Origin of the sequence: Pantoea sp. MQR6 (assembly GCF_022761075.1) — a bacterium.
GTDB classification, from domain to species: Bacteria; Pseudomonadota; Gammaproteobacteria; order Enterobacterales; family Enterobacteriaceae; genus Pantoea; species Pantoea phytostimulans.
The window spans coordinates 122,195-144,610 of the sequence record NZ_JAKYXB010000004.1 but is presented as its reverse complement, the minus strand read 5'-3'; the positions used below and the strand labels follow the sequence as shown (position 1 = coordinate 144,610).

General features: G+C 49.8%; 16 protein-coding genes. 6 read left to right on the top strand and 10 right to left on the bottom strand.

Going from position 1 to position 22,416, the window contains the following annotated elements; all coding sequences use genetic code 11:
* The first annotated feature begins 3 nt into the window (after positions 1–3).
* Positions 4–696 carry an ABC transporter permease subunit gene (locus MUG06_RS15825; protein ID WP_243079189.1) on the top strand — a complete coding sequence of 231 codons (693 nt, stop codon included), beginning with the start codon at positions 4–6 and terminating at the stop codon, positions 694–696.
* A gap of 183 nt (positions 697–879) precedes the next feature.
* Entirely contained in the window at positions 880–1,842 is a 963-nt protein-coding gene (locus MUG06_RS15820; RefSeq protein ID WP_243079188.1) for a LysR family transcriptional regulator, read from the top strand.
* 107 nt (positions 1,843–1,949) lie between these two features.
* Here MUG06_RS15820 and fumA read toward each other — a convergent pair whose 3' ends face one another.
* Both fumA and MUG06_RS15810 read right to left on the bottom strand, forming a co-directional pair.
* Complete coding sequence (fumA, locus tag MUG06_RS15815; protein ID WP_243079187.1) at positions 1,950–3,596, bottom strand: class I fumarate hydratase FumA; 1,647 nt, start codon at positions 3,594–3,596, stop codon at positions 1,950–1,952.
* A gap of 175 nt (positions 3,597–3,771) precedes the next feature.
* Complete coding sequence (locus MUG06_RS15810) at positions 3,772–5,283, bottom strand: anion permease (RefSeq protein ID WP_243079186.1); 1,512 nt, start codon at positions 5,281–5,283, stop codon at positions 3,772–3,774.
* A gap of 599 nt (positions 5,284–5,882) precedes the next feature.
* Here MUG06_RS15810 and MUG06_RS15805 point away from each other — a divergent pair.
* Together MUG06_RS15805 and MUG06_RS15800 are read left to right on the top strand one after the other, a co-directional pair.
* Positions 5,883–8,660: a flavocytochrome c gene (locus tag MUG06_RS15805; protein ID WP_215848642.1), complete on the top strand. Its 2,778-nt coding sequence runs from the start codon at positions 5,883–5,885 to the stop codon at positions 8,658–8,660.
* 62 nt (positions 8,661–8,722) lie between these two features.
* Complete coding sequence (locus MUG06_RS15800) at positions 8,723–9,703, top strand: FAD:protein FMN transferase (RefSeq protein ID WP_243079185.1); 981 nt, start codon at positions 8,723–8,725, stop codon at positions 9,701–9,703.
* Here the strand turns inward: MUG06_RS15800 and dcuR are convergent.
* Both dcuR and MUG06_RS15790 read right to left on the bottom strand, forming a co-directional pair.
* The gene (gene dcuR, locus MUG06_RS15795) at positions 9,684–10,403 is read right to left on the bottom strand and encodes a two-component system response regulator DcuR (RefSeq protein ID WP_215848644.1); all 720 of its coding nucleotides are present in this window, start codon (positions 10,401–10,403) and stop codon (positions 9,684–9,686) included. The two genes, MUG06_RS15800 and dcuR, sit on opposite strands and share 20 nt — an antisense overlap.
* A complete protein-coding gene (locus tag MUG06_RS15790; protein ID WP_243079184.1) occupies positions 10,400–12,031 on the bottom strand; it encodes a sensor histidine kinase in 1,632 nt (543 codons plus the stop codon). Before MUG06_RS15790 ends, dcuR begins: the two co-directional genes overlap by 4 nt.
* 274 nt (positions 12,032–12,305) lie before the next feature.
* Between MUG06_RS15790 and mqo the strand changes: the two genes are divergently transcribed.
* Positions 12,306–13,958, top strand: a complete 1,653-nt coding sequence (gene mqo / locus MUG06_RS15785; RefSeq protein WP_243079183.1) for a malate dehydrogenase (quinone) — start codon at positions 12,306–12,308, stop codon at positions 13,956–13,958.
* Between the two features lie 114 nt (positions 13,959–14,072).
* Here mqo and MUG06_RS15780 read toward each other — a convergent pair whose 3' ends face one another.
* The gene (locus MUG06_RS15780; RefSeq protein ID WP_243079182.1) at positions 14,073–14,369 is read right to left on the bottom strand and encodes a VF530 family protein; all 297 of its coding nucleotides are present in this window, start codon (positions 14,367–14,369) and stop codon (positions 14,073–14,075) included.
* Positions 14,370–14,460: 91 nt separating this feature from the next.
* Positions 14,461–14,913 (bottom strand): hypothetical protein, encoded by a 453-nt coding sequence (locus tag MUG06_RS15775; protein WP_243079181.1) that lies wholly within the window; start codon positions 14,911–14,913, stop codon positions 14,461–14,463.
* A gap of 248 nt (positions 14,914–15,161) precedes the next feature.
* Here MUG06_RS15775 and MUG06_RS15770 point away from each other — a divergent pair, with 248 nt between their 5' ends.
* Positions 15,162–16,472, top strand: a complete 1,311-nt coding sequence (locus tag MUG06_RS15770) for an MFS transporter (protein WP_243079180.1) — start codon at positions 15,162–15,164, stop codon at positions 16,470–16,472.
* A gap of 87 nt (positions 16,473–16,559) precedes the next feature.
* Here MUG06_RS15770 and MUG06_RS15765 read toward each other — a convergent pair whose 3' ends face one another.
* The 4 genes from MUG06_RS15765 to MUG06_RS15750 all read right to left on the bottom strand — a co-directional run bounded on the left by MUG06_RS15765 (position 16,560) and on the right by MUG06_RS15750 (position 22,154).
* Complete coding sequence (locus MUG06_RS15765; protein WP_243079179.1) at positions 16,560–18,032, bottom strand: aspartate aminotransferase family protein; 1,473 nt, start codon at positions 18,030–18,032, stop codon at positions 16,560–16,562.
* Positions 18,033–18,046: 14 nt separating this feature from the next.
* Positions 18,047–19,432, bottom strand: coding sequence for a diaminobutyrate--2-oxoglutarate transaminase (locus MUG06_RS15760; protein ID WP_243079178.1), 1,386 nt, complete (start codon positions 19,430–19,432; stop codon positions 18,047–18,049).
* 730 nt (positions 19,433–20,162) lie between these two features.
* Positions 20,163–21,230: a class I mannose-6-phosphate isomerase gene (locus MUG06_RS15755; protein ID WP_243079177.1), complete on the bottom strand. Its 1,068-nt coding sequence runs from the start codon at positions 21,228–21,230 to the stop codon at positions 20,163–20,165.
* A 60-nt stretch (positions 21,231–21,290) separates the two neighbouring features.
* Positions 21,291–22,154 (bottom strand): SDR family oxidoreductase, encoded by an 864-nt coding sequence (locus tag MUG06_RS15750; protein ID WP_215848650.1) that lies wholly within the window; start codon positions 22,152–22,154, stop codon positions 21,291–21,293.
* Positions 22,155–22,416: the final 262 nt, after the last annotated feature.

Genomic DNA, 22,416 nt, shown 5'->3' with positions numbered 1-22,416 from the left:
ATTATGTTCGATATTGACGTTTTGCTGCCGGACTTCCTCAGCATTATGGAGGCGGTGCCTGTCACGTTGGCGATGGCGGTGACGATTTTTCTCTTCTCAACGCTGGTTGGCGGCCTGTTTGCGTTCATTGAACACAAACGCATTGTGGTGTTGCGACAGTTGGTCATCACTTACAAGATCGCCTTTAAAGGCGTTCCGATGGTGGTGGTGATTTTCCTTGCGTACTACGGTTTGCCGCCCGCACTGCATTTTGTGGCGTCGATGTTTGGCGTTGATGTGAATGCGCATTCGTTGCCGAACTGGGTGATCATTATTGTCGCGCTGACAGCCTGTGTTGCAGCGTTTCAGGCTGAAGTGGTGAAGGGCGCATTGAACTCTTTTGACGCTGGTCAGGCTGATGCAGCTCACTCTTTAGGCTATACCCAAGCGCAATTGTTTCGACGCGTGCTATTTCCACAAATTATCGTCGCGGCTATTCCTGACCTGGCAAACGCATTCATGGTGATCATGAAGGCACTTTCGCTGGCATTCGCCATTGAGGTGATTGATATCTTTGCGCAGGCACAGTTGACTGCAGCATTAAATTTCTATTATCTCGAAGCCTTTGCGATTGCGGTGGTGTTCTACATGGTTATCGCTTACATCGTGACAAAAGCCGCCGATAAAATTGAAGCAGCGCTCAGGGTCAGAACCTGATGGGGTTAACCCCTGTTTAACGCAACGTTGTTACAGCCCGGCAGGTGTCGGGCTGTAACGCTTTCAGCGGTAAACTCACATTCTTTCGCCATCAAGCGGTAAGGGTCGTCGCAGGATTTCTACAAAAATGATGGTTTACCCTATGATTGCCGTGAATTCTTTTCGTCAGGACATGTTTTCTGAATGACAACGTTACATGATTTGGATTTGAAACAGCTGGAAGCCTTTGCCGCAGTGATTTCTACCGGCAGCGTCACGGCTGCGGCCAAAGCGTTAAACCGCTCTCAACCCGCTGTTACGCGCTTGATTAAAGAGCTGGAACAGTCGCTGGGATATCTGCTTTTTATCCGTAATGGACCGCGTATTCACCCCAGTGAAGAAGCGTTGCAACTGCATCAATATGTGCAAAAAGCGCTGCAATCACTGCAACAAATTCGGCTACGTGCGGAAGAAATTGGTCATCAACAGCATCGCCCGTTGAGTATTGCTGCGACACCTGCCTTGGCCGCCGGGCTGCTGCCCCAGGCGTTGGCAACATTGGATCTGCAAAACAAAGTGCAGATTATTAGCGAATCTGCCGAGCAAACGGCGCACGCGGTGATTACGGGCGAAGCGGATATCGGCCTTTGCAGCCTGCCGCTGGAACACCATGCGATGGATTTACACTGGATTGGGCAGTCGCGCTGTGTGGTTGCGCTACGCCATGATGATCCTTTAGCGAAAGAGCCGCAGCTTACGCTGACTTGCCTGGCAGGACGTCGTCTCATTGCACCCTTGAATCCGCTACGTTTGCGAGGCCGTTTCGAAAAGGCGCTGAAAAAACTCAAGGTTGCGCCTCATGAAATGATTGAAACCAATTCGTCGGCCAATATTCTTGCCTGCGTTCGCGCCGGGCTGGGCGTGGCGATTCTTGAACCGGTAACGGCATGGGGTATTCCGCTGGAAGGCGTCACGATTGTTCCGCTGGAAGAGGATATTCCCTATTTCTTTGGCGTTATCACGCAGCAAAATCGACAGCTACCGGTCGCAGCGCAAGCATTGATTGGTGCGCTGGAAGATGCCGCTGAAGCGCTGCTGCCCGCTTTTCAGCGTCTGACTGCGGCTGAACACCCTCGGGTCATGAGATGGCTCAATAGCGATGAATGATCAGGAAGAAATAAAAAAGGTCTGAGTTGGACTCAGACCTTTTTAGCAAATCAGGCTGTGCCGTCTGCCGTCAAAGGTGACGTTTAGACAGCATCGGCTTCATTCCTTCACTTAACGCATTTCGCACACAGATTGCGCTCAATGTGTTGGAAGAAATCATTGCCTTTATCATCGACCAGAATAAAGGCAGGGAAGTTTTCCACCTCAATTTTCCAAATCGCTTCCATTCCCAGTTCTGCGTATTCAACGCATTCCAGGCTTTTAATACTTTGCTGAGCCAACACCGCTGCCGGGCCACCAATACTGCCTAAGTAAAAGCCGCCGTGCTTATGACACGCATCCGTCACTTGTTGGCTGCGATTGCCTTTTGCCAGCATCACTTTGCTACCGCCATGCGCCTGAAGCAGGTCAACGTAGGAGTCCATGCGACCTGCGGTTGTTGGGCCAAGCGAACCTGAAGCATAGCCTTCTGGCGTTTTGGCTGGACCCGCGTAATAGACCGGATGATCCTTGATGTATTGCGGTAAACCTTCACCGTTATCGATACGCTCTTTCAACTTGGCATGAGCAATGTCACGCGCCACGATGATGGTGCCGGTCAGCGATACGCGGGTAGAAACCGGGTATTCAGAAAGCTGGGCCAGAATCTCATTCATCGGACGATTAAGGTCAACGTTAACCACATTGCCTTCGCCTTTCTGACGCAGTTCTGCGGGAATATATTGGCCGGGATTGTCTTCGAGTTTTTCAATCCAGATACCGTCGCGGTTAATCTTCGCTTTGATATTACGGTCGGCAGAGCAGGATACGCCCATGCCAATCGGGCAGGATGCGCCATGACGCGGTAAACGCACCACGCGAATATCGTGAGCAAAATATTTGCCGCCAAACTGTGCGCCTAAACCAAGACCTTGCGCCGCTTCCAGTAATTCCTGCTCAAGCTGCACGTCACGGAATGCCTGGCCGTGCTCATTACCTTCAGTGGGCAGAGAATCGTAGTAATGCGTTGAGGCCAGTTTCACGGTTTTGAGGGTACTTTCAGCGGAAGTGCCGCCAATCACAAACGCGATGTGATAAGGCGGGCAGGCTGCGGTGCCCAGCGAACGCATTTTTTCGACCAAATAATTTGTCAGCTTGCCCGGAGCAAGCAGCGCTTTGGTTTCTTGATAGAGATACGTTTTGTTGGCCGAACCGCCACCTTTTGCAATACAAAGGAATTTATACTCATCGCCATCCACGCTGTAGAGATCAATCTGCGCGGGCAGGTTGGTGCCGGTATTCACTTCTTTATACATATCCAGCGCAGCATTCTGTGAATAGCGCAGGTTGTCTTCAATAAATGTGTTGTAAACGCCCTGCGACAGCGCGGCTTCATCGCCACCGCCGGTCCAGACGCGTTGACCTTTTTTACCCATGATGATCGCGGTGCCGGTGTCCTGACAGGTGGGCAAAATACCTTTGGCGGCAATCTCAGCATTTTTCAAAAACTGCAGCGCCACATATTTATCGTTTTCGCTGGCTTCCGGGTCGTGCAGGATTGAGGCAACTTGCTGCTGATGCGCAGGACGCAACATAAAGGAGGCATCATGGAACGCGTGTTGGGCCAGCAGGGTAAGCGCCTGAGGATCGACTTTCAATACATCCTGACCATCAAATTCGGCAACTGAAACGTGATCGCTGCTCAGCAGATAATATTCAGTTTCTTCATGGGTAAGTGGAAAAGGGTTCTGATAATAGAAAGGCTTATTCGACATTTTATGCTCACTTAATGATCTGCAGCTTCGTTCTCCCTCTTGTCGGAGAAGAAACAACACCATTGGCAGAATGAAATCTTTTATTATCTTGCCAGCCGCCGAGGAGACGACGGGCTGGCAAGTGTTGGAATGGTATAATACAAGCCGTTGATCTACACGCTTTTGTATCGCGCTTTTAGAACATCCACACCATCCACGGATAACCAATCAGCATCATGGCGGCCAGGAAGATAGCACCGAAAATAGTGCCCAGGCGCCAGTAATCTTTGGTTGGCAGGTAGCCGCTACCGTAATAAATCGGGCTTGGGCCGGTGCCGTATGGGGTAATAATGCCCATCACACCCAACGACGTAACCATCATTAGACAGAAGACGGGCATGTTGATACCTGGAATTGAGGCCGCGATGGTCAACATGGCGGGTAACAACGCGGTGGTATGTGCAGTGGTGCTGGCGAACAGGTAGTGCAGTAAGAAGAAGGCGATCATGAGCATTACCGCCGCGACTTGTGGGTCGAAGCCGCTCAGCAAATGCCCACCTTCTTTACCCAGCCAGGCGATAAATCCAACGCGTGCTAAACCATCCGCTAACGCGACCAGCGTGGCAAACCAGGCAAAGGTGTTCCAGGCCGGTTTGTTACTGGTGATGTCGTTCCAGTTCAGGACGCCGGTCCACAGCATCAGTACTACCACCAGCAGCGCAGCCATAGCCGGTTCAATCCATGCTGTTGCGAAAATCCACATTAGCAGTGCGCAGACGACGAAGATCAGTAACAGAATTTCGTTGCGTGACAGACGACCCAGTTTTTCCAGTTCACTGCTGGCCCAGCGCGGTACTTCATCGTTGATTTTGACTTCTGGCGGATAGAACAAGTACGCCAGTAAAGGCATGGTTAAAATCAGCAAGATACCCAGCGGCAGGAAGGCCAGGAACCAGGTTCCCCAAGAGATTTCAAATCCAATAATGCTTTTTACCAGCGCCAGCGCCAGCAGGTTAGGGGCTAAGGCGGATAAGAACATAGAGCTGGTGATACATGCGGCAGTGATAGCAACCCACATCAGGTAAGAGCCAATTTTACGGGCGCTTGGGTCGTTGGGTTTAGAGCCGTAAAGCGGAGGAAGGTTAGCGATAATGGGATAAATAGTGCCGCCGCTGCGTGCGGTGTTAGACGGCGTAAACGGTGCGAGCAGCAGGTCAGCGAAGGTAATCGCATAACCCAATGTCAGGCTGCGACGTCCCAGATACTTCACTAAAATCAACGCCAGTCGACGACCAAACTGCGTTTTGTCATAACCCGCAGCGAACATAAAGGCACCGAAGATCAACCAGACGGTTGAGTTGCCGAATCCGCTGACCGCCCACTTAAAGGCTTGCGTTGCCGTTTTGAATGTCGGATCAGCCAGTTCTGCCGGACTAAACAGCAGCCATTGGCTAAACAGGGCGATGACCACCACACCGGTTAACCCAATGACCGCGCCGGGCAGCGGTTCAAAGATCAAACCGATAATGACGCCTACGAAAATAGCAAAGAAATGCCAGGCGTGAGGTTCAAGTCCCGCAGGGACCGGAACGAGGAGTAACAGAACAGCGACTAAGACAGGAAGAAACAACATGATATAGCGTTTTTTTTGCCCGGTTGCAGCAGGTGCTGCTTTTGGGGGTTCACTCATCGTTGATAGTGGTTTCATAGTTTTGGTCTACAAGTTGATAAGGATGCGGTTTACGCCACGATAGTTCGCTAACATTTACTTTAGTTTCTTTTCTGATTATTTAGCGGTTTAATCGCGACAGGTGAAGTATTTCATTTTTTATTTCCCAATTGCTGCGAAGCTCTTTATTGGGTGGATGAGAATATTTTGCGATTTATATAATTAATGATTTTGATCTAGATCAAGAAATAATTAATGACGTTTTCTTTTTTAACAGGCTTCATTCTTTATAACGTGAATTTTAGATGCATTAAATCTATTGCAGGCTGAGATTAGCCAGAGACTTTATTTTTGTATGGTCTTACTTATTTATAACTTATTGTTTTATAAGTATATATTTAAATTGTAAATGAAAGGTTGATTTTTGTCAACCTATGGTTAACAATTAAGTCAAATATTATTTTAGCAAAACAGCAATAATTAACTCCAAATAATTAAAAAGTTAAAAAACTAAATTTATCGATTATATAGCTAAAGAAATTGGTATATTTACAGCATGACATCGGACCACTTTATTCTTTGAGAAATAGCGTCCGCAAAAGAATTCAAGGTTTTTTAATTTTTGGAGTCGATCATAAATGAATACGCTCACCCCGATCCTCAATCCTCTTACGTTGCCAAACGGTGCCGTGCTTAAAAATCGTCTTGTCATGGCACCCATGACGACCTGCACCGGTTTTTATGATGGAACCGTCACCAGCGAATTAGTGGAGTATTATCGTTGCCGCGCAGGCAGCATTGGTACCGTGATCGTTGAATGCTGTTTTATTGACACCAAAGGCCCTGCGTTTCCCGGCGCTATCGGCATTGATAGCGACAACAAAATACCTGGATTAAAGCGCATTGCTGACGCGATCAAATCGGAAGGTTCACTCGCCATTTTGCAGATTTACCACGGCGGCCGCATGGTCGAACCCGAGCTGATCGGCGGCAAAAAGCCGGTAGCGCCAAGCGCCATCGCCGCACCGCGTGAAGGGGCGACGACGCCACAAGCGTTAACAGCAGAAGAAGTCGACGTGATGATCACCAAATTTGGTGATGCCGTTAACCGCGCCATCAAGGCCGGGTTTGATGGCGTAGAAATTCACGGCGCAAATACTTATCTCATCCAGCAGTTCTACTCGCCAAACTCCAACCAGCGTGATGACAAGTGGGGCGGCAGTCGCGACAATCGCGCCCGCTTTCCGCTGGAAGTACTCGACATTACTCACAAAATGGCAGACCGCTTCGCGCACAAAGGCTTCATCATTGGCTATCGATTCTCGCCAGAAGAGCTCGAAGTGCCCGGCATTCGTTTTGACGACACGATGTATTTGCTGGAAAAACTGGCGGCGCGCGGGCTGGATTATGTGCATTTCTCCGTCGGACAGCTGCTGCGACCTTCCATTGTTGATACCAGCGATCCTACACCATTGATCACCAAGTTCCGCGCCATGCGTTCTGAAACGCTGGCGAAAGTGCCGGTGATCGGTGTCGGCGGCGTGTTGAACAAAGCGGATGCGGAATCTGCGCTGGAACACGGTTTTGATTTGGTCGCGGTGGGTAAAGCCTGCATCGCCTATCCCAACTGGGCTGACCGCATTATCAATAATGAGCAGCTTGAACTTTACATCGACAGCACCCAGCGCGAGGCACTGAACATTCCTGAGCCGCTGTGGCGCTTCTCGCTGGTGGACGCGATGATTCGTGACGTCAGCGACAGCGGTCGCAAATACAAAGCGGGCGTTTATCAGGAAAAAGTTGAGGCGGAAGCGCTGAAGCTGAAAATCAACGTCACGCTGGATACCGACCGTATTACCGATATTTCGCTGGTGCCTGATGATTCGCTGGATGTTGATTTCACCACCACCTTTGAAAGCTTGCGTACCCGCATGTTGGTGGCAAACAGCCCACATGTGGATGCCATCACCGGGGCAACTACGCAAAGTGAAGCGTTGAAAAAAGCGGTTTCTCGCGCCATGGCCACCTCCAGCAAAGAGCACGTGATTGAGGAGGGCGGTAATCCTGCGGCACCACAAAACTATGATGTGGTGATTGTCGGCAGCGGGGGTGCAGGTCTGGCTGCGGCGATTCAGGCGTGTGATGAAGGCGCGCGCGTCGTCATTATTGAAAAAATGCCTACCATCGGGGGCAACACCATCAAAGCATCCGTTGGCATGAACGCAGCGGAAACCCGTTATCAGAAACTCAGGGGCATTGAAGACAGCAAAGAGCTGTTCTATGAAGAAACCCTTAAAGGCGGCAAATTCAAAAACAATCCGGTGTTGTTAAGAGAATTTGTTGAACTGGCCCCTGAAGCGATTGACTGGTTAGCTGATCACGGCATCGAACTGAACGATATCACCATCACAGGCGGTATGAGTATTGACCGTACGCACCGTCCTGCTGACCGCTCTGCGGTGGGTGGCTTCTTGATCAGCGGATTGGTTAAAAACATTAATAAACGTAACATTGAAGTGCTGTTAGAAACGTCAGTCGCTGAAATCCTGTATGAAAACGGCGCGGTTGCTGGGGTGAAGGTTGTTGATGAGTACAACGACAGCCGTATCCTGTATGCGAAAAGCGTGATTGTGGCGACGGGCGGATTCAGCGCAAACCGCGAAATGGTGGTTCAGTATCGTCCTGAGCTGGATGGCTTTGTTACAACGAACCATAAAGGCGCCACCGGCAGCGGTATCGCTATGTTGCAACGCATCGGGGCAGATACCGTGGACATGGGCGAAATCCAAATACACCCTACCGTTGAGCAGACCACGTCTTATCTGATTTCTGAGTCCATTCGTGGCGGCGGGGCCATCTTAGTCAGTCAGGCGGGGCAACGCTTCTTCAATGAGATGGAAACGCGCGACAAAGTCTCTGCAGAGATCATCGCGTTACCGGAAAAAAGTGCCTGGATTATCTTTGATGAACAGGTTCGTCAAAACAATAAAGCCGCTGACGAATACATTGCCAAAGGATTCGTGAACAGCGCGCCAACTGTGCAAGAGCTGGCGGTGAAGCTGAATATGGATCAAAACGCCTTAAAAGCGACGCTGGATCGCTACAATCAGTTTGTGATTAAGCAGAAAGATGAAGACTTCAACCGTACTACTGCGCTGCGCCATCCGCTGAATGAAGGCCCGTTCTATGCGATTCGCATCGCGCCAGGTGTGCATCACACGATGGGCGGCGTGACGATCAATCCTGATACCGCCGTGCTGGACAGCCAAAAACAGGTGATCAACGGTGCCTGGGCTGCGGGTGAAGTGGTCGGTGGTATCCACGGTGCTAACCGCATTGGCGGTAACGCGGTGGCAGATATTATCATTTTCGGTATTCTGGCGGGACGTAACGCTGCGGCTTTCGCCCGACGTTAAACGTTAGCTGTGCCCATGACAATATGGGCACAGCGCTTTTCAACGCTTAAGCAGAGGCGATCATGTCAACAAGCGACGCAGTCTATGCTTACTCCGCTGTATTAATGGGCTCGCCCATTCAGCTCAAACTCTTCGATCATAATGAAGCCCTGGCCAGAGATGTTTTCCGTTTAATCAAGCATCAGGAAAATCTGCTTACGGTAAACCGCACGCCCTCGGAAGTGATGAATATCAATCTGGCTGCAGGTCAGCATCCGGTTCAGGTTAACCCGCGTGTTTTCGAGCTGATTCGCTGTGCCAAAGCAGTCAGCTTGCTACCCGGCAGCATTTTTAACTTCACCATCGGCCCGGTCGTAAAATGTTGGAAGATTGGTTTTCAGGGCAACAGTGTACCGCCAGAAAGCGAACTGTCGGCTTGTCTGACGCGCTGTGAGCCGCATGACGTGATAATGGATGAATCAACGCATTCCGTATTTTTAGCGAAAGAGGGAATGGAGATTGATCTTGGCGCGATTGCAAAAGGCTATATCGCCGATTGCGTGCAGGGCTTTCTGCGCCAGCAAGGCGTTACGCGCGGATTGATTAATCTGGGCGGCAACGTACAAACCCTGGGCGAGCCGGCTGATCAACAAGGTTGGGCGATTGGCCTCAAAAAACCTTTTGCCGCAACCGATGCGTTGATTGGTGTGATCACAGTAGTGAATAAATCAGTGGTGACGTCAGGCGTGTATGAGCGTTATTTCCAGGTTAATGACCAAATTTATCATCACATTCTGGATGCTAAAACGGGCTATCCGCTGAACAATGAATTACTGAGCGTGACCATAATCTCTGATCGTTCAATTGATGGCGATATCTATACCACGCTGTTGTATGGCATGGGTGTCGAAAAGGGCATCGCGTATCTTGCCGAACACGCTGACATAGAAGCCATTTTCGTCACCCGTGATCAGCGCGTTATCTGCTCATCACAACGCCACTTCAATTTTGAGCTGCTGGATCATCAATATCAGTTGAGCTGTTTTATTGACAATAATGCTTGAGTAAAGAGTGATATTCCGCTTGCAGACGATAGCGATAAACCGGCCTGCCGGTGGCACCGTAATGAATAGTGGTAAACAGAATATTTATTTCAGCAAGCCAGATCAGATATTTACGGCAAGATACGCGCGAGATATTGACTTCCGTTGCCAGCTCATCGGTGGAAAATTCCGTTCCGGGATGCGCATCAATCCACTGACATAACGTGCGAAGCGTTTGCGGGGTAAGCCCTTTGGGCAAGCGCTTTTGTTCGTTGGTGGCGGGAGGATTACCATGAATCAGCTGATCCAGCTCTGCTTGCTGATAATAGTGTTGGTTGTCCATCTGCACACGTTTTTGCCGCCAGTTGGTTAACGCTTCTTCAAAGCGCGAAAACTGAAACGGTTTTATCAGATAATCCACCACGCCATAGTTCAGCGATGTTTTAATGGTCGCTGCATCGGCCGCTGAAGAGATAATAATGACATCAACCGGGCGCTGAGAGCTGCGCAATTCTGGCAGCAGATCCAGACCGTTTTCCTGCTGCATATAAATATCCAGCAGGATGAGATCCACGGGTGGATCGGTTTGCATTAATCGATCTTTCGCTTGTTGTAAGGTCGACGCGGTTCCACAGCAAGTAAACCCTGCAACCTGGCCGATATAGCAGCGATTCAGCTCTGCGACCATCGCATCATCGTCAACCACTAACACATTGATCATGAAACTTTATTTCCTTTATCCCACGGGAGTTGTACAAAAAATTGGGTATACACGCCCGGTTCTGATTCGACGCTGATATTCCCGCCAAGGCTCTCTGTTTGCTGTTTAACCAGAAACAGGCCCACGCCACGATCATCGCCTTTTGAGGAGAACCCTTTCTCGAAAATAGCGGTTTCAATCTCAGCCGGGATGCCCGGCCCATCGTCACTCACTTCACACGACAACCAACCACGCTGGTAATGCAACAGCAGGTGTATCTCACCTTCCTGTTGTTGATCCAACGCTTCGAGCGCATTCTCGATCAAATTCCCGATAACAGTAATCAATACCGCTACCTGCTGTTCACTGCCGCTGTCAGGCAGATAACTGGCATCGCTGAGCATCAAACGATGTCCCTGATCCGAGGCCCGATTTATTTTACTTAACAGAAAGCCAGCAATGACCGGTGATTTGATGCGTTGTAGCAGCGAACCAATCTCCGTTTGATAATTATTCGCGGTTTTTAAAATGTACGCTTCCATCTGCGCATAATTTTTCATATGCAGCAGGCCAAGAATAACATGCAGCTTATTCATAAATTCGTGGGAGCGTTCCCGCAGCGCATCGACATAGTTTACCATGCCGTCCAGACGCTGCATCAGCTGGCTGATTTCGGTCTTGTCACGGAAGGTACACACCGCGCCAATAATGCGGTCACGGCTACGAACCGGCACGGTATTGCTGATCATGATCCGACCCCGCACGTTCAACTCTTCATCGTGCCAGGCTTTGCCGCCATGCAGCGCGTCTCGCAAATGATTCAGCATCAGGGAGTTTTCGGGCACGCGATCGCCGCTAAGCGGGGCTTCAATGGCTGTTTCACGTAGCAATTGCTGCGCGGCCTGATTGATCAACGTAACGCGCGCCTGTTCATCAACGGCAATCACGCCTTCTTTGATCGAATCGAGGATCGCCTGACGCTGCTCAAACAAGCTGGAAATCTCATGAGGCTCCAGACCCAGCAAAATACCTTTCAGTCGCCTGACAAGAATGAGCACGCCAAGTAATCCCACCGAAGCGCCAAGCAAAATGGTCCAGAAGATATTCCAACGACTTTTAGAGATCTGCGCCGACACATCGCTAAGCGATATACCGATCGCCACCACGCCAATTTGCTGATGCTGCGCGTTAAAGACGGGCGTAAAAACGCGTAATGCCTCCACCAGCGTGCCGTGATTGACCGAGATATTTTCATGACCGCCCAAGGCGGGTAGCAAATCAGCGCCCTTAAAACGCTGATTAATTAAGGCTGTGTTGGGGTGCGAATGGCGAATGCCGTTCATGTCAGTCACCACCACAAACAATAAATCGTTGCGCTTTTGTACGGCTTTGGCGATAGGTTGAATCATGCTCTGGTCAGCAGATAGTGTTAACCCTCGCTGGATTTGCGGATCGTCAGCTAAGGTGCGCGCAACGGCCAGCGCTTTATCTTTGACGTGGGAGCGGGTGAAATTATCTATCTGAATAAAATAGAGCAGATGAACGCTAAGCAGCACCGTAAAGATCACTGCCACCATCATTAGCGTGGTCAGGGTGCTAAGTTTCATTGGACGTTTACGTCCCGGTTTACGCGGCAAAGAGGGGTTCATGGCAATGCTTCAAAGTAAAAGGGTGAGTTCATTTTAACGTTGTGAAACATACGCGATGAACCTTCATCAGTATAGGCTTGCGTTGCAGCTTAACAGGGATAAGACTCGTCTTAACCAAAGAAAGTGACGCATTACAGCGTACATTATTTTGTAACTAAATAAATAAGTGGCATTGTTTTTTAATTAATTAACTAAAAACAAATCAACTAATAAGTAACAATATTTTAAACTTCGCGGACTTTTTTTAACCACAACCGTTAAATTGCAGACCGTAATGATTAAATCAACAAAAGTACTTCCTTCGCTTTCCCTTTTGGCTTTATTAGTGACATCTGCCACGCAAGCTGCAACCACACCAGAAAAAACCGATGTCCTGTTAATTGGCGGCGGCATCATGAGTGCATCATTAGGCACCTGGCTTGAAGAGCTGCAACCAGACTGGAAACAGGTAATGGTTGAGAAACTCGACGGTGTTGCGCTGGAATCGTCTAATGGCTGGAACAATGCAGGTACCGGCCACTCAGCGAACATGGAACTGAACTACACGCCAGAGCGTGCAGACGGTTCAATCGACGTCAGCAAAGCGCTGGAAATCAACGAAGCGTTTATGATTTCTCGTCAATTCTGGACTGCGCAGGTGAAAAGCGGTGTGTTGAATAATCCACACTCTTTCATCAACTCAACGCCACACATGAGTTTTGTTTGGGGTGATAACGTTGAATTCCTGAGCAAACGCTATGAAGCACTGCAGAAAACTGTGCTGTTCCAGGGCATGAAATTCTCTACTGACCATAAGCAGATCGCGCAATGGTCTCCGCTGATTATGGAAGGCCGCGATCCGCAACAAAAAGTGGCCGCAACCTGGACGCCAGTAGGTACCGACGTCAACTACGGTGAAATCACCCGTCAGCTGATCGGTAGCCTGAAGAAGAATGAAAACTTCAAGTTGGAAACCTCTTCTGAAGTTACCGACTTCAAACGCAACGGCGACAACTCCTGGCATGTCACCATCAAAGATGGCAAGAGCGGTGAAGAGCGTGAGGTTGATGCGAAATATGTCTTCATCGGCGCAGGTGGCGGTGCACTGAAGCTGCTGCAAAAAACCGGTATTCCTGAAGCGGATAACTACGCGGGCTTCCCGGTCGGTGGTTCATTCCTGGTAACAGAAAACCCAGTATTGGCTAACCGCCACAACCAAAAAGTGTATGGCCAGGCTTCTGTAGGTGCGCCACCGATGTCTGTTCCGCATCTGGACTCACGTTTTCTGGATGGCAAAAAGGTTGTGCTGTTTGGGCCGTTTGCGACCTTCTCAACCAAGTTCCTGAAAAATGGTTCGCTGTTTGATCTATTAAGCACGACCACCACCAAAAACGTCGTGCCAATGACGCACGTGGGTCTGGATAACTTTGACCTGGTCAAATATCTGGTTGGTCAGGTAATGCTGAGCGAAGAAGATCGTTTCGAGGCGCTGAAAGAGTACTATCCAAACGCTAAGAAAGAAGACTGGAAACTGATCCAGGCGGGTCAACGCGTACAGATCATCAAGAAAGATGCAGACAAAGGCGGCGTGCTGAAATTGGGCACCGAAATTGTGACCGATCAGCAGAAAACCGTTGCGGCACTGTTGGGTGCATCACCGGGTGCTTCAACTGCAGCACCGATCGCCCTGAGCGTGGTTCAGAAACTGTTCCCAGAACAGTTTAAAACGCCAGAGTGGCAGGAAAAAGTGCACAAGTTTGTGCCGAGCTACGGCAAAAAGCTGAACGACGATGCGGCACTGGCGCAAAGCGTTTGGGATGACACCGCAGCAACGCTGCAACTGACCAAACCGCCGGTGATTAACATGACGGGCAAAACCGCGGACGCGCCAGCTGCCCCAGCCACTGAGCATAAAGCGGCAGACGCGCAACACGACATGGCGCTGTAATCTCGCGTAAACATTAATGATGCGGATACGCGGATGATAAATCATTGCTGATGCCGCGAATTAAAAAGTAAAAGGGCTGGTTTTAAACCAGCCCTTTTTGTCTTTATCCCGCAATTACTCTTGGTTGCCGCGCCAGTTCGACCAAGGATCCTCAGCCGATTCATCCGGTGCATCCTCTTTTACATCATCCACTTCATCCAGCGAAGCGAGATAAAGCGCTTCAACCTCTGCGCGCGCCCAAGGTGTTCGGCGTAAAAACTTCAGGCTGGACTTCACGCTGGGATCGCTTTTGAAGCAGTTGATGTTGATGCGTTTGCTCAGCTCAACCCAACCATAATGCGCAACCAGGCTATTCACCTGCATTTCTAGCGTAACGCCGTGCAAGGGATCTTTTGAAGTGTGAGAAGTCATGGTGTATCCAGCGATGTCAGAAAATTTTGCACACCCTAACGGTCAGCGTGCGGATGTGCAAGATTTGCGATTAAAAGCGTGAGGAGAAGTCTTAAAAATCGGGTGAGGAACCCTGTTTTGGATAGGTAAAATTAGCGACATAAACTTTGATGCTGCGTTGCAGCACCACGGTAAATCCCGCCTGTAACCTTCCGTAGAGGTAAGCAACGGCTTTGGCATTAGTAATAGTGAAATGCTGCACGCTCGATTTTTCATCGATTAGGGTACAGCGGTAATCGACCTCAAAAGTGGTGTGATCAACCGGCAAAGAAAAGGTGTTGGCACTGTTGGTGCATTTTTCATTCGCGCTATACGAAATCATAATATTTGACTGCGCATGACCGGGAAAAGCGATGCTAATCATCACGGGTTGTTCATCAGGGGTTTGCGTCATGCCGGTACGCACACCGTTGCTTTCATACCAGACATTATATTGCGTGGCAGAGGCGCTGGTGGAAAGCATCAGCAAGCTAAAGAGAAAGCCAGGAAGAGTCGGTTTGTTCATAACAACGGTTCAGCAAAGAGGATGGCGCATTTGATAGCAGGTTTAAATCAATGTCAATTGGCCGGACAGGCACAATATGGCTGGCTAAACGCTGTAAACCGCACGCGTCACGGGTTGCCCCAAAACGTCTTGCAGCCAACCCACGGGGCTAGAGTGAAATAAAACCCTGTCATTCGCTGGCAGGCATTCATCGTTGGGTTGTGGTATTGGTAAGGCACTGATGAATTGTCGAAAGGGATCGCTTCACCATGAGTTCTCATCTTCAACCTGCTGATATTATCGCATCACAAAAGCGCGCATTAATTGCCGGTTCGGTCGGTAACTTTATTGAATGGTATGAATTTGCGGTTTATGGCTTCCTGGCCACAATTATTGCGCAAAACTTCTTTCGCCTGGCGGGAGAAGCGGAACTAACCGGCATTATTCTTACCTATGCCTCTTTTGCGATTGCCTTTTTCTTCCGACCGCTTGGTGCCATTGTTTTTGGCCGCATCGGCGATCGAATAGGGCGAAAACCAACCTTAATCGTGGTGCTGATCATGATGACGCTGGCCACGGCGGCTATTGGTCTCATTCCCACCTATGCCAGCATCGGTATCGCTGCGCCGTTGATCATTACCGGTTTGCGTATCCTGCAAGGTTTGTTTGCGGGTGGAGAATATGGCGGCGCAGTTTCATTGATGACAGAATTTGCGCCACGCGGTAAACGCGGTCTGTTTAGTGCGTGGCAATCATTTACCGTTGCGCTAGGTTTGCTGGCGGGTGCGGGCATTGTCGCCTTGCTTTCCGTGCTGTTAAGCCCTGAGCAGATGCTAAGTTGGGGTTGGCGCATTCCTTTCTTTATTGCTTTACCTCTGGGTGCGGTGGCGTTATGGCTGCGCGTCAATATGGAAGAGACGCCTACTTTTATTAAGCAAAAAACAGAGCCTGTTTTGACGCAGAAAAAAGCCAATCTTGGCGATACGCTAAAAACGATTATGATCGGGATTTGCCGCGTTATGGTTTGGTCAGCAGCGGGTTATACCTATTTAGTGATCATGCCTACCTATTTGCAATCGTCCTTACATACCGGATTCAATACAGCATTGTTGATCGCGGTAATATCTAATTTGGGTTTTGCTGCCACTATTATTCCCGCTGGCATGCTGAGCGATAAAATAGGCCGGCGATCGGTGATGGTATTCGCTGCGGTGTTATTACTGCTGTTGGCCTTGCCGTTGTTACACGTATTGCAGGATCAATCCTCCACGCTGTTGATCAAAAGCGTGGTGGTTTTTATTGCGGGTGCCATTGTTGGTCTGCTCGCGGGGCCGGGACCGGCTATGTTAGCGGAGATGTTTCCCACGCGTGTACGCTACACCGGCCTTGGGTTGGCTTATTCGCTCTCAAATGCGGTGTTCTCTGGCTGCGCGGGACTGATCATCACCGGGTTGATTAAACAAACCGGTAATCTGGATATTCCTGCCTGGTATGTGATGGCAACTGCGCTGGTCAGCATTACGGCATTGATGACGCTACGTAAAGATGACCATCTGCGTGATCTGGATGATGAAATATAGGACGCGCGTTTAACGCACTTACACAGCAATAAAAAAGCCGATAACAAAACGTTATCGGCTTTTTATTTATCTCTTCGTTAACGCAAATTACGCGGTTTGCAGCTGCTCAGCCGTCTTCTCTACTAATGCCAACAGCAGCTGAATGTCCTCTAAGGTCACTGTCGGGTTCAGTAACGTCATTTTCAGGCAGGTTACGCCATCAAATTCAGTTACGCCGACATTCGCGCGGCCAGAGTCCAGCAGCGCATCACCAATGCGTTGGTTCAGCAAGGCAATGGCAGCGTCGTCAGCCGTTGCCAGTGAAGCGGGACGATAACGGAACAGCACGCTGGCTAACTGCGGTTGCATCACCAGTTCCAGTGAAGCTTGCTCAGCAACGTAATGCGCAACCTGCTTCGCCAGCGTAACGCCGTGATCGATGATCTCGGCGTACTGCTTTTGTCCCAACGCTTCCAGGCCCATCCACAGTTTCAACGCATCAAAACGGCGGGTGGTCTGCAAAGATTTGGATACCAAATTAGGTACGCCTTGTGCTTCATCAAACTCAGAGTTGAGATAAGCCGCCTGATAGCGCATCAACTCATAGTGGCGCGCCTCTTTCAGCAAGAAAGCACCGCAGCTGATGGTTTGGAAGAACTGCTTGTGGAAGTCCAGCGTAATGGAATCCACCAGCTCAATGCCGTCCAGATAATCGCGGTATTTTTCAGACAGCAACAACGCGCCGCCCCATGCTGCATCAACATGTACCCAGATATTGTGTTCAGCAGCCAGCGCAGCAATGTCTCGCAGCGGATCAATCGCGCCAGCATCAGTGGTGCCTGCGGTGGCAACGATAGCCAAAATCTGCTCGCCGTTGGCATTCGCCTGCGCCACTTTTTCGCGAAGATCGTTGAGATCCATGCGCGCAAAGCGATCGGTCTTCACCAGCGTGACGGATTGATAACCCAGACCCAGCAGCGCCATGTTTTTCTGCACCGAAAAGTGTGCGTTCTCAGAACAGAACACTTTGATCTTACGCAGATTACCAACCAACCCATCCTGCTGAATGGAGTGACCCTGACGCGCAAAGAACGCATCACGCGCCAGCATCAAACCCATCAGGTTACTTTGCGTACCGCCGCTGGTGAACACGCCTGCATCGCCAGGCTGATAACCAACCTGAGTACGCATCCATTCAATCAGCTTCATCTCAATGATGGTAGCGGAAGGGCTTTGATCCCAGGAATCCATGCTCTGATTCGTGGCGTTGATCATCACCTCAGCGGCTTGGCTCACCACCAGACTTGGGCAATGTAAATGCGCCACGCACTGCGGATGGTGCACTAACAAGCTGTCTTTCAGGAAGTATTCAATCGCACGCTCAATGGCGGCCTGGTTGCCCAGGCCTTGCGGATTGAAATCCAGCGTAATGCGGTCGCGCAGTTCTGCAACAGATTTTCCCTGATACATTTCAGGCTGTTGCAGCCACTTAACCACGGCCTGGCTGCTCTGCTCAATCGCTTGCTGGTACGCTTCGGTACTCTGCGCTGAGGCAGCCAGAATGGGATTTAACCGGGACATCGAATTCACTCCACTCAAACCGGTTTGACGCCAGCGGAAAGCAGGGCGTTTTCAAACTTATCGATAAAGATTTCCAGCTCTGCATTGGTGATCAGCAGCGATGGCAGCAGACGAAGCACGCTACCGTGACGGCCGCCGCGCTCAAGGATCAGGCCATTTTCAAAACATTTCTTCTGCACCAGCGCGGAAAGTTCGCCATCAGCCGGGAAGCAACCCATGTGATCTTTCGCTTCGTTTGGCTTGACCATTTCAATACCGATCATCAAGCCCAAACCGCGCACGTTACCCAGCACTGGATAGCGTTTCTGCAGGTCCGCCAGTTTGCCTTTCAGCCATTCGCCTTGCTCAGCGACTTTGCTGGCAACGTTGTTATCTTTCAGGTAGCGCAGCGTGGTCAGGCCGGTAGCCATGGCCAACTGGTTGCCACGGAAAGTACCGGTATGATGGCCAGGCTCCCACGCATCGAACTGTTTTTTGATGCCCAGAACCGCTAATGGCAAACCGCCACCCACCGCTTTTGACATCACGATGATGTCTGGCTCAATACCTGCGTGTTCAAAGGCGAACAGTTTACCGGTACGCGCAAAGCCCGCTTGTACTTCGTCAATGATCAACAGGATGCCGTGCTCCTGAGTCACTTTACGAATACGTTGCAACCACTCTGCAGGTGCTGGGTTCACACCGCCTTCGCCCTGAACCGCTTCCAGAATGACGGCAGCCGGTTTACGAACGCCGCTTTCCACGTCGTTGATCAGGTTTTCGAAGTAGTAGGTCAAGGCTTTCACGCCTGCTTCACCGCCAATGCCCAACGGACAACGGTAAAGGTGCGGGTAAGGCATAAACTGCACTTCAGGCATCATGCCGTTAATGGCTTCTTTCGGTGACAAGTTACCGGTCACGGAAAGTGCGCCGTGCGTCATACCGTGATAACCGCCAGAGAAGCTGATCACACCCGTACGGCCAGTGTGTTTTTTCGCTAACTTCAGCGCTGCTTCAACCGCATCGGCACCCGATGGACCGGTGAACTGCAGGCAATACTCTTTACCTTGGCCTGGCAACAGCGAGAGCAGATAAGCTGAAAACTCATCTTTTAACGGTGTTGTTAAATCGAGGGTATGTAACGGCAAGCCGCTGGTAATGACATTTTGGATGCTTTGCAATACATCAGGATGATTGTGACCCAGCGCCAGTGTTCCTGCGCCGGCCAGACAATCGAGGTATTGCTTATTTTCAACGTCAGTAATCCATACGCCTTGTGCTTTGGCGATGGCTAAGGGCAATTTGCGAGGGTAACTTCTGACGTTTGATTCAAATTCAGCCTGTCTGGCCAAATAAGTCTCATTATTACGGTTTAATGAATGCGCATCTACACTGTCAATACGGACTTTATCCGTCATCATATCTCTCCTACAACCAAGACGTCAGGTTAGGTCTCAGTTGAATAATTGAATAAAAAGTGAACCGTTCATTAAAAAAGCGCGGCCAATATAGGACTTTTTGTTGTGGGACTCAATAATTAATTTTGCGGGCGCAGTTTTATGAGTTTTTATTATGAATCAATATGTTGCTGAGTATTTGACCGTAAAAAATGTCAAATTTATGTTATGTACTTATTAATAAAGCACGAAAAGCGCGCCTTAAATTCGAAGGCTCCATTTCTTTTTGATTCATAACAACGCGTTAGCGGATTTTGTTAATACCAATATGTTAATGGAATTTTTAGTTATAAGCGGTTTTTTACAGCGTTAGGTTTACTGTGTTGAATAAAGAGAAGGCGGAGAACGGAAAAGAGGGTTCGAAAAAAGAGTAAAACTTCATTACAAAGGCGGCCTGAGAAGCGAGTTACAGAGGTTGGTTCGGTTTTTTAACCGTAAAACCCACGGCGAGACTGGTTAAGAAGTGAGCGCATTGAAAAGTGCAGGCGCTGACGTTAAATCTTGAGGTGCTTTGAATACAGCCCCGTAAAAAACGCGGTTTTGGGGCATGCATAAAGCCTGTTTGTGCCTGCTGCGTTACCATTCATACGCATCCATACACAGGCTATCCCCATTTTCTGTGGATAACTTTTTTCGGCCCATAGCATAAGTGATCGCTATTTTGGAACCGATTGATTTGAGCCCGCGTATCTCGTTAGCGCTTTTTGCCCAAAATATCACCCATGCGCTCAATGGTTTGCTGGTCGTAACCTTGCCTGCTTAGCGGCTCAACGACATCACGTTGCATGTTCGGCAGATAACCCACCAGAAGTTCACCTGTGCCTTGCAAGCGAATATTGGCTAAAGCAGCGGGCAGGAGCAGCGTCTCCGCGCGTCCTAAGGTGTAACTTTCGCCTGCGGCCTCAATATGAAGAGGATCACCGAGGTTGGAAAAAATGCGCGTCCCGTTAAATGCATATTCATAAGCTGTGGCAATTTTCCACCGCTCAAGTGCGAAGTAGGGGCCAGCACAGCACATCAGACGGGAGATGTTTGCTGTTTCTTCAATGATTAAACCGGGCTGCGGTTCAGTTGTCAGCGTCGGGCGAAGTTCTGCCATTAGCGCATCAATATTTTTTTCTCGCTCTGGCCGAGAAATTTCGCTGCCATCTTCCATTCGCCACGGCATGGCGTGCTGCTGAATATTGGAGGTTTGTTCTATTTCATAGATCAGCGTATCGGGTCCGAATGAATGCAGCATGCCGCCGGGTATGTAAAAGGTATCGCCGGTTTTGACCGGTTTACGCACCATTACCTCATCGTACTTTTCAGCCAGTAAGGCGGAGCGAACCTCTTCAGGCGTAAGATTGGGTTTAATGCCAGCCAGACATGACGCATTCGGAGCTGCCCATAAAATATGCCAGGCTTCGGTTTTACCATTGGGCTGCTGCTCAAGCTGCTGCGCGGCGGTGTCGTTAGCGTGGAGGTGCACCGGCAACCTATGTGACGCATCTATAAATTTGGTTAGCAGGGGGAAATGAGGCCCAACCCAGCCGGGTGCGACCATTTCATCGGGATAGCGCTGCGTCAGCTCGCGTAAGGTCAGTCCGGCGTACTCGCCGTTGGTTACAATAGCGTTCATGCCATCAACATCGCTGACTTCCCAGGTTTCAGCGATTCGTTTATCGGGCAAGCCTGTTTTACCCAAGCGGGTTTGAATCAGATCACCGCCAAAAACGTGATAAGCCAGCGGTAAAGAGAGTGACAAAGGATAGGCTTTCATGGTTCAGCTCCTTCTGTAAGCGCCTGCTTACTGCCTTAAGCAGGCGCTGAACGTGTGGCATTAGATCACCGCGACGCCACCGGTTACAGCAATCGTTGCACCTGAAATATAGCTTGCCTCATCGCTTGCTAGCATGACGTAACTGGAAGCCAGTTCTGCGGGCTGACCAGGCCGTTTTAAGGGAACTTCACTGCCAAAATCTTTAACTTTCTCAGTCGGCATGGTGGTTGGGATCAGCGGCGTCCAGATGGGGCCGGGCGCCACAGCATTCGAACGGATTCCTTTTTCAGCCAAAAGCGCGGCCAGGCTGCCCGAAAAATTAACAATGGCGGCTTTGGTGGCTGAATAGGCAATTAACAGTGGTTTGGGCTGATCGGCGTTAATAGAAGCTGTGTTGATGATCGAGCCGCCCGGCGGCATGTGCGGCACCGCAGCTTTGGTAATACGGAACATGGCGTAAATATTGGTTTTCATGGTGCGATCAAATTCTTCATCGCTAATCTCATCCAGTGACTGGCGCGTCATCTGAAAGGCGGCATTGTTCACTAAAATGTTGATCTCACCAAAGGCTTCAACCGCTTTATCGACAATGCTCTTACAGATTTCGGCTTCGGTAATATCACCCGGCACCAATACCGCTTTTTGCCCCGCTTGTTCGACCAAACGGGCGGTTTCCTGCGCGTCTTCATGTTCATCGAGATAGGAAATCAGCACATCTGCGCCTTCTCGTGCATAAGCAAGGGCAACCGCACGGCCAATACCGGAATCACCACCGGTAATAATTGCCTTTTTGCCAGCCAGGCGACCAGAACCTTTGTAACTGTTTTCACCGTGATCGGGCAGCGGCTGCATCTCGGCGGTGTTACCCGGCCAGCTCAGCTGTTGCTCTGGAAAGGGAGGCTGTGGACGATTTTTCGTTGACATAAGGTCTCCTTTTACAGGGGTTAAATTGTTTTTCGTGGCAGCACAAGCAAATCAGCGCTGTTCAAATAAAGCGAATTGTTTATCGCACACGTATATTGATTGATTAACAGACAAGCTGTTGCGTAACAGGCGATGAAGTTAAAGCGTAGTGTAAGAAATAAGGTGCTGCTTCGATTCGGCATTTATTTGGTCAGGAAATGAACATGGTTTAAATAAGCGAGGCGAGAGAGTCAAAACAAGAATGGAAATTTTTAAGGGAAGC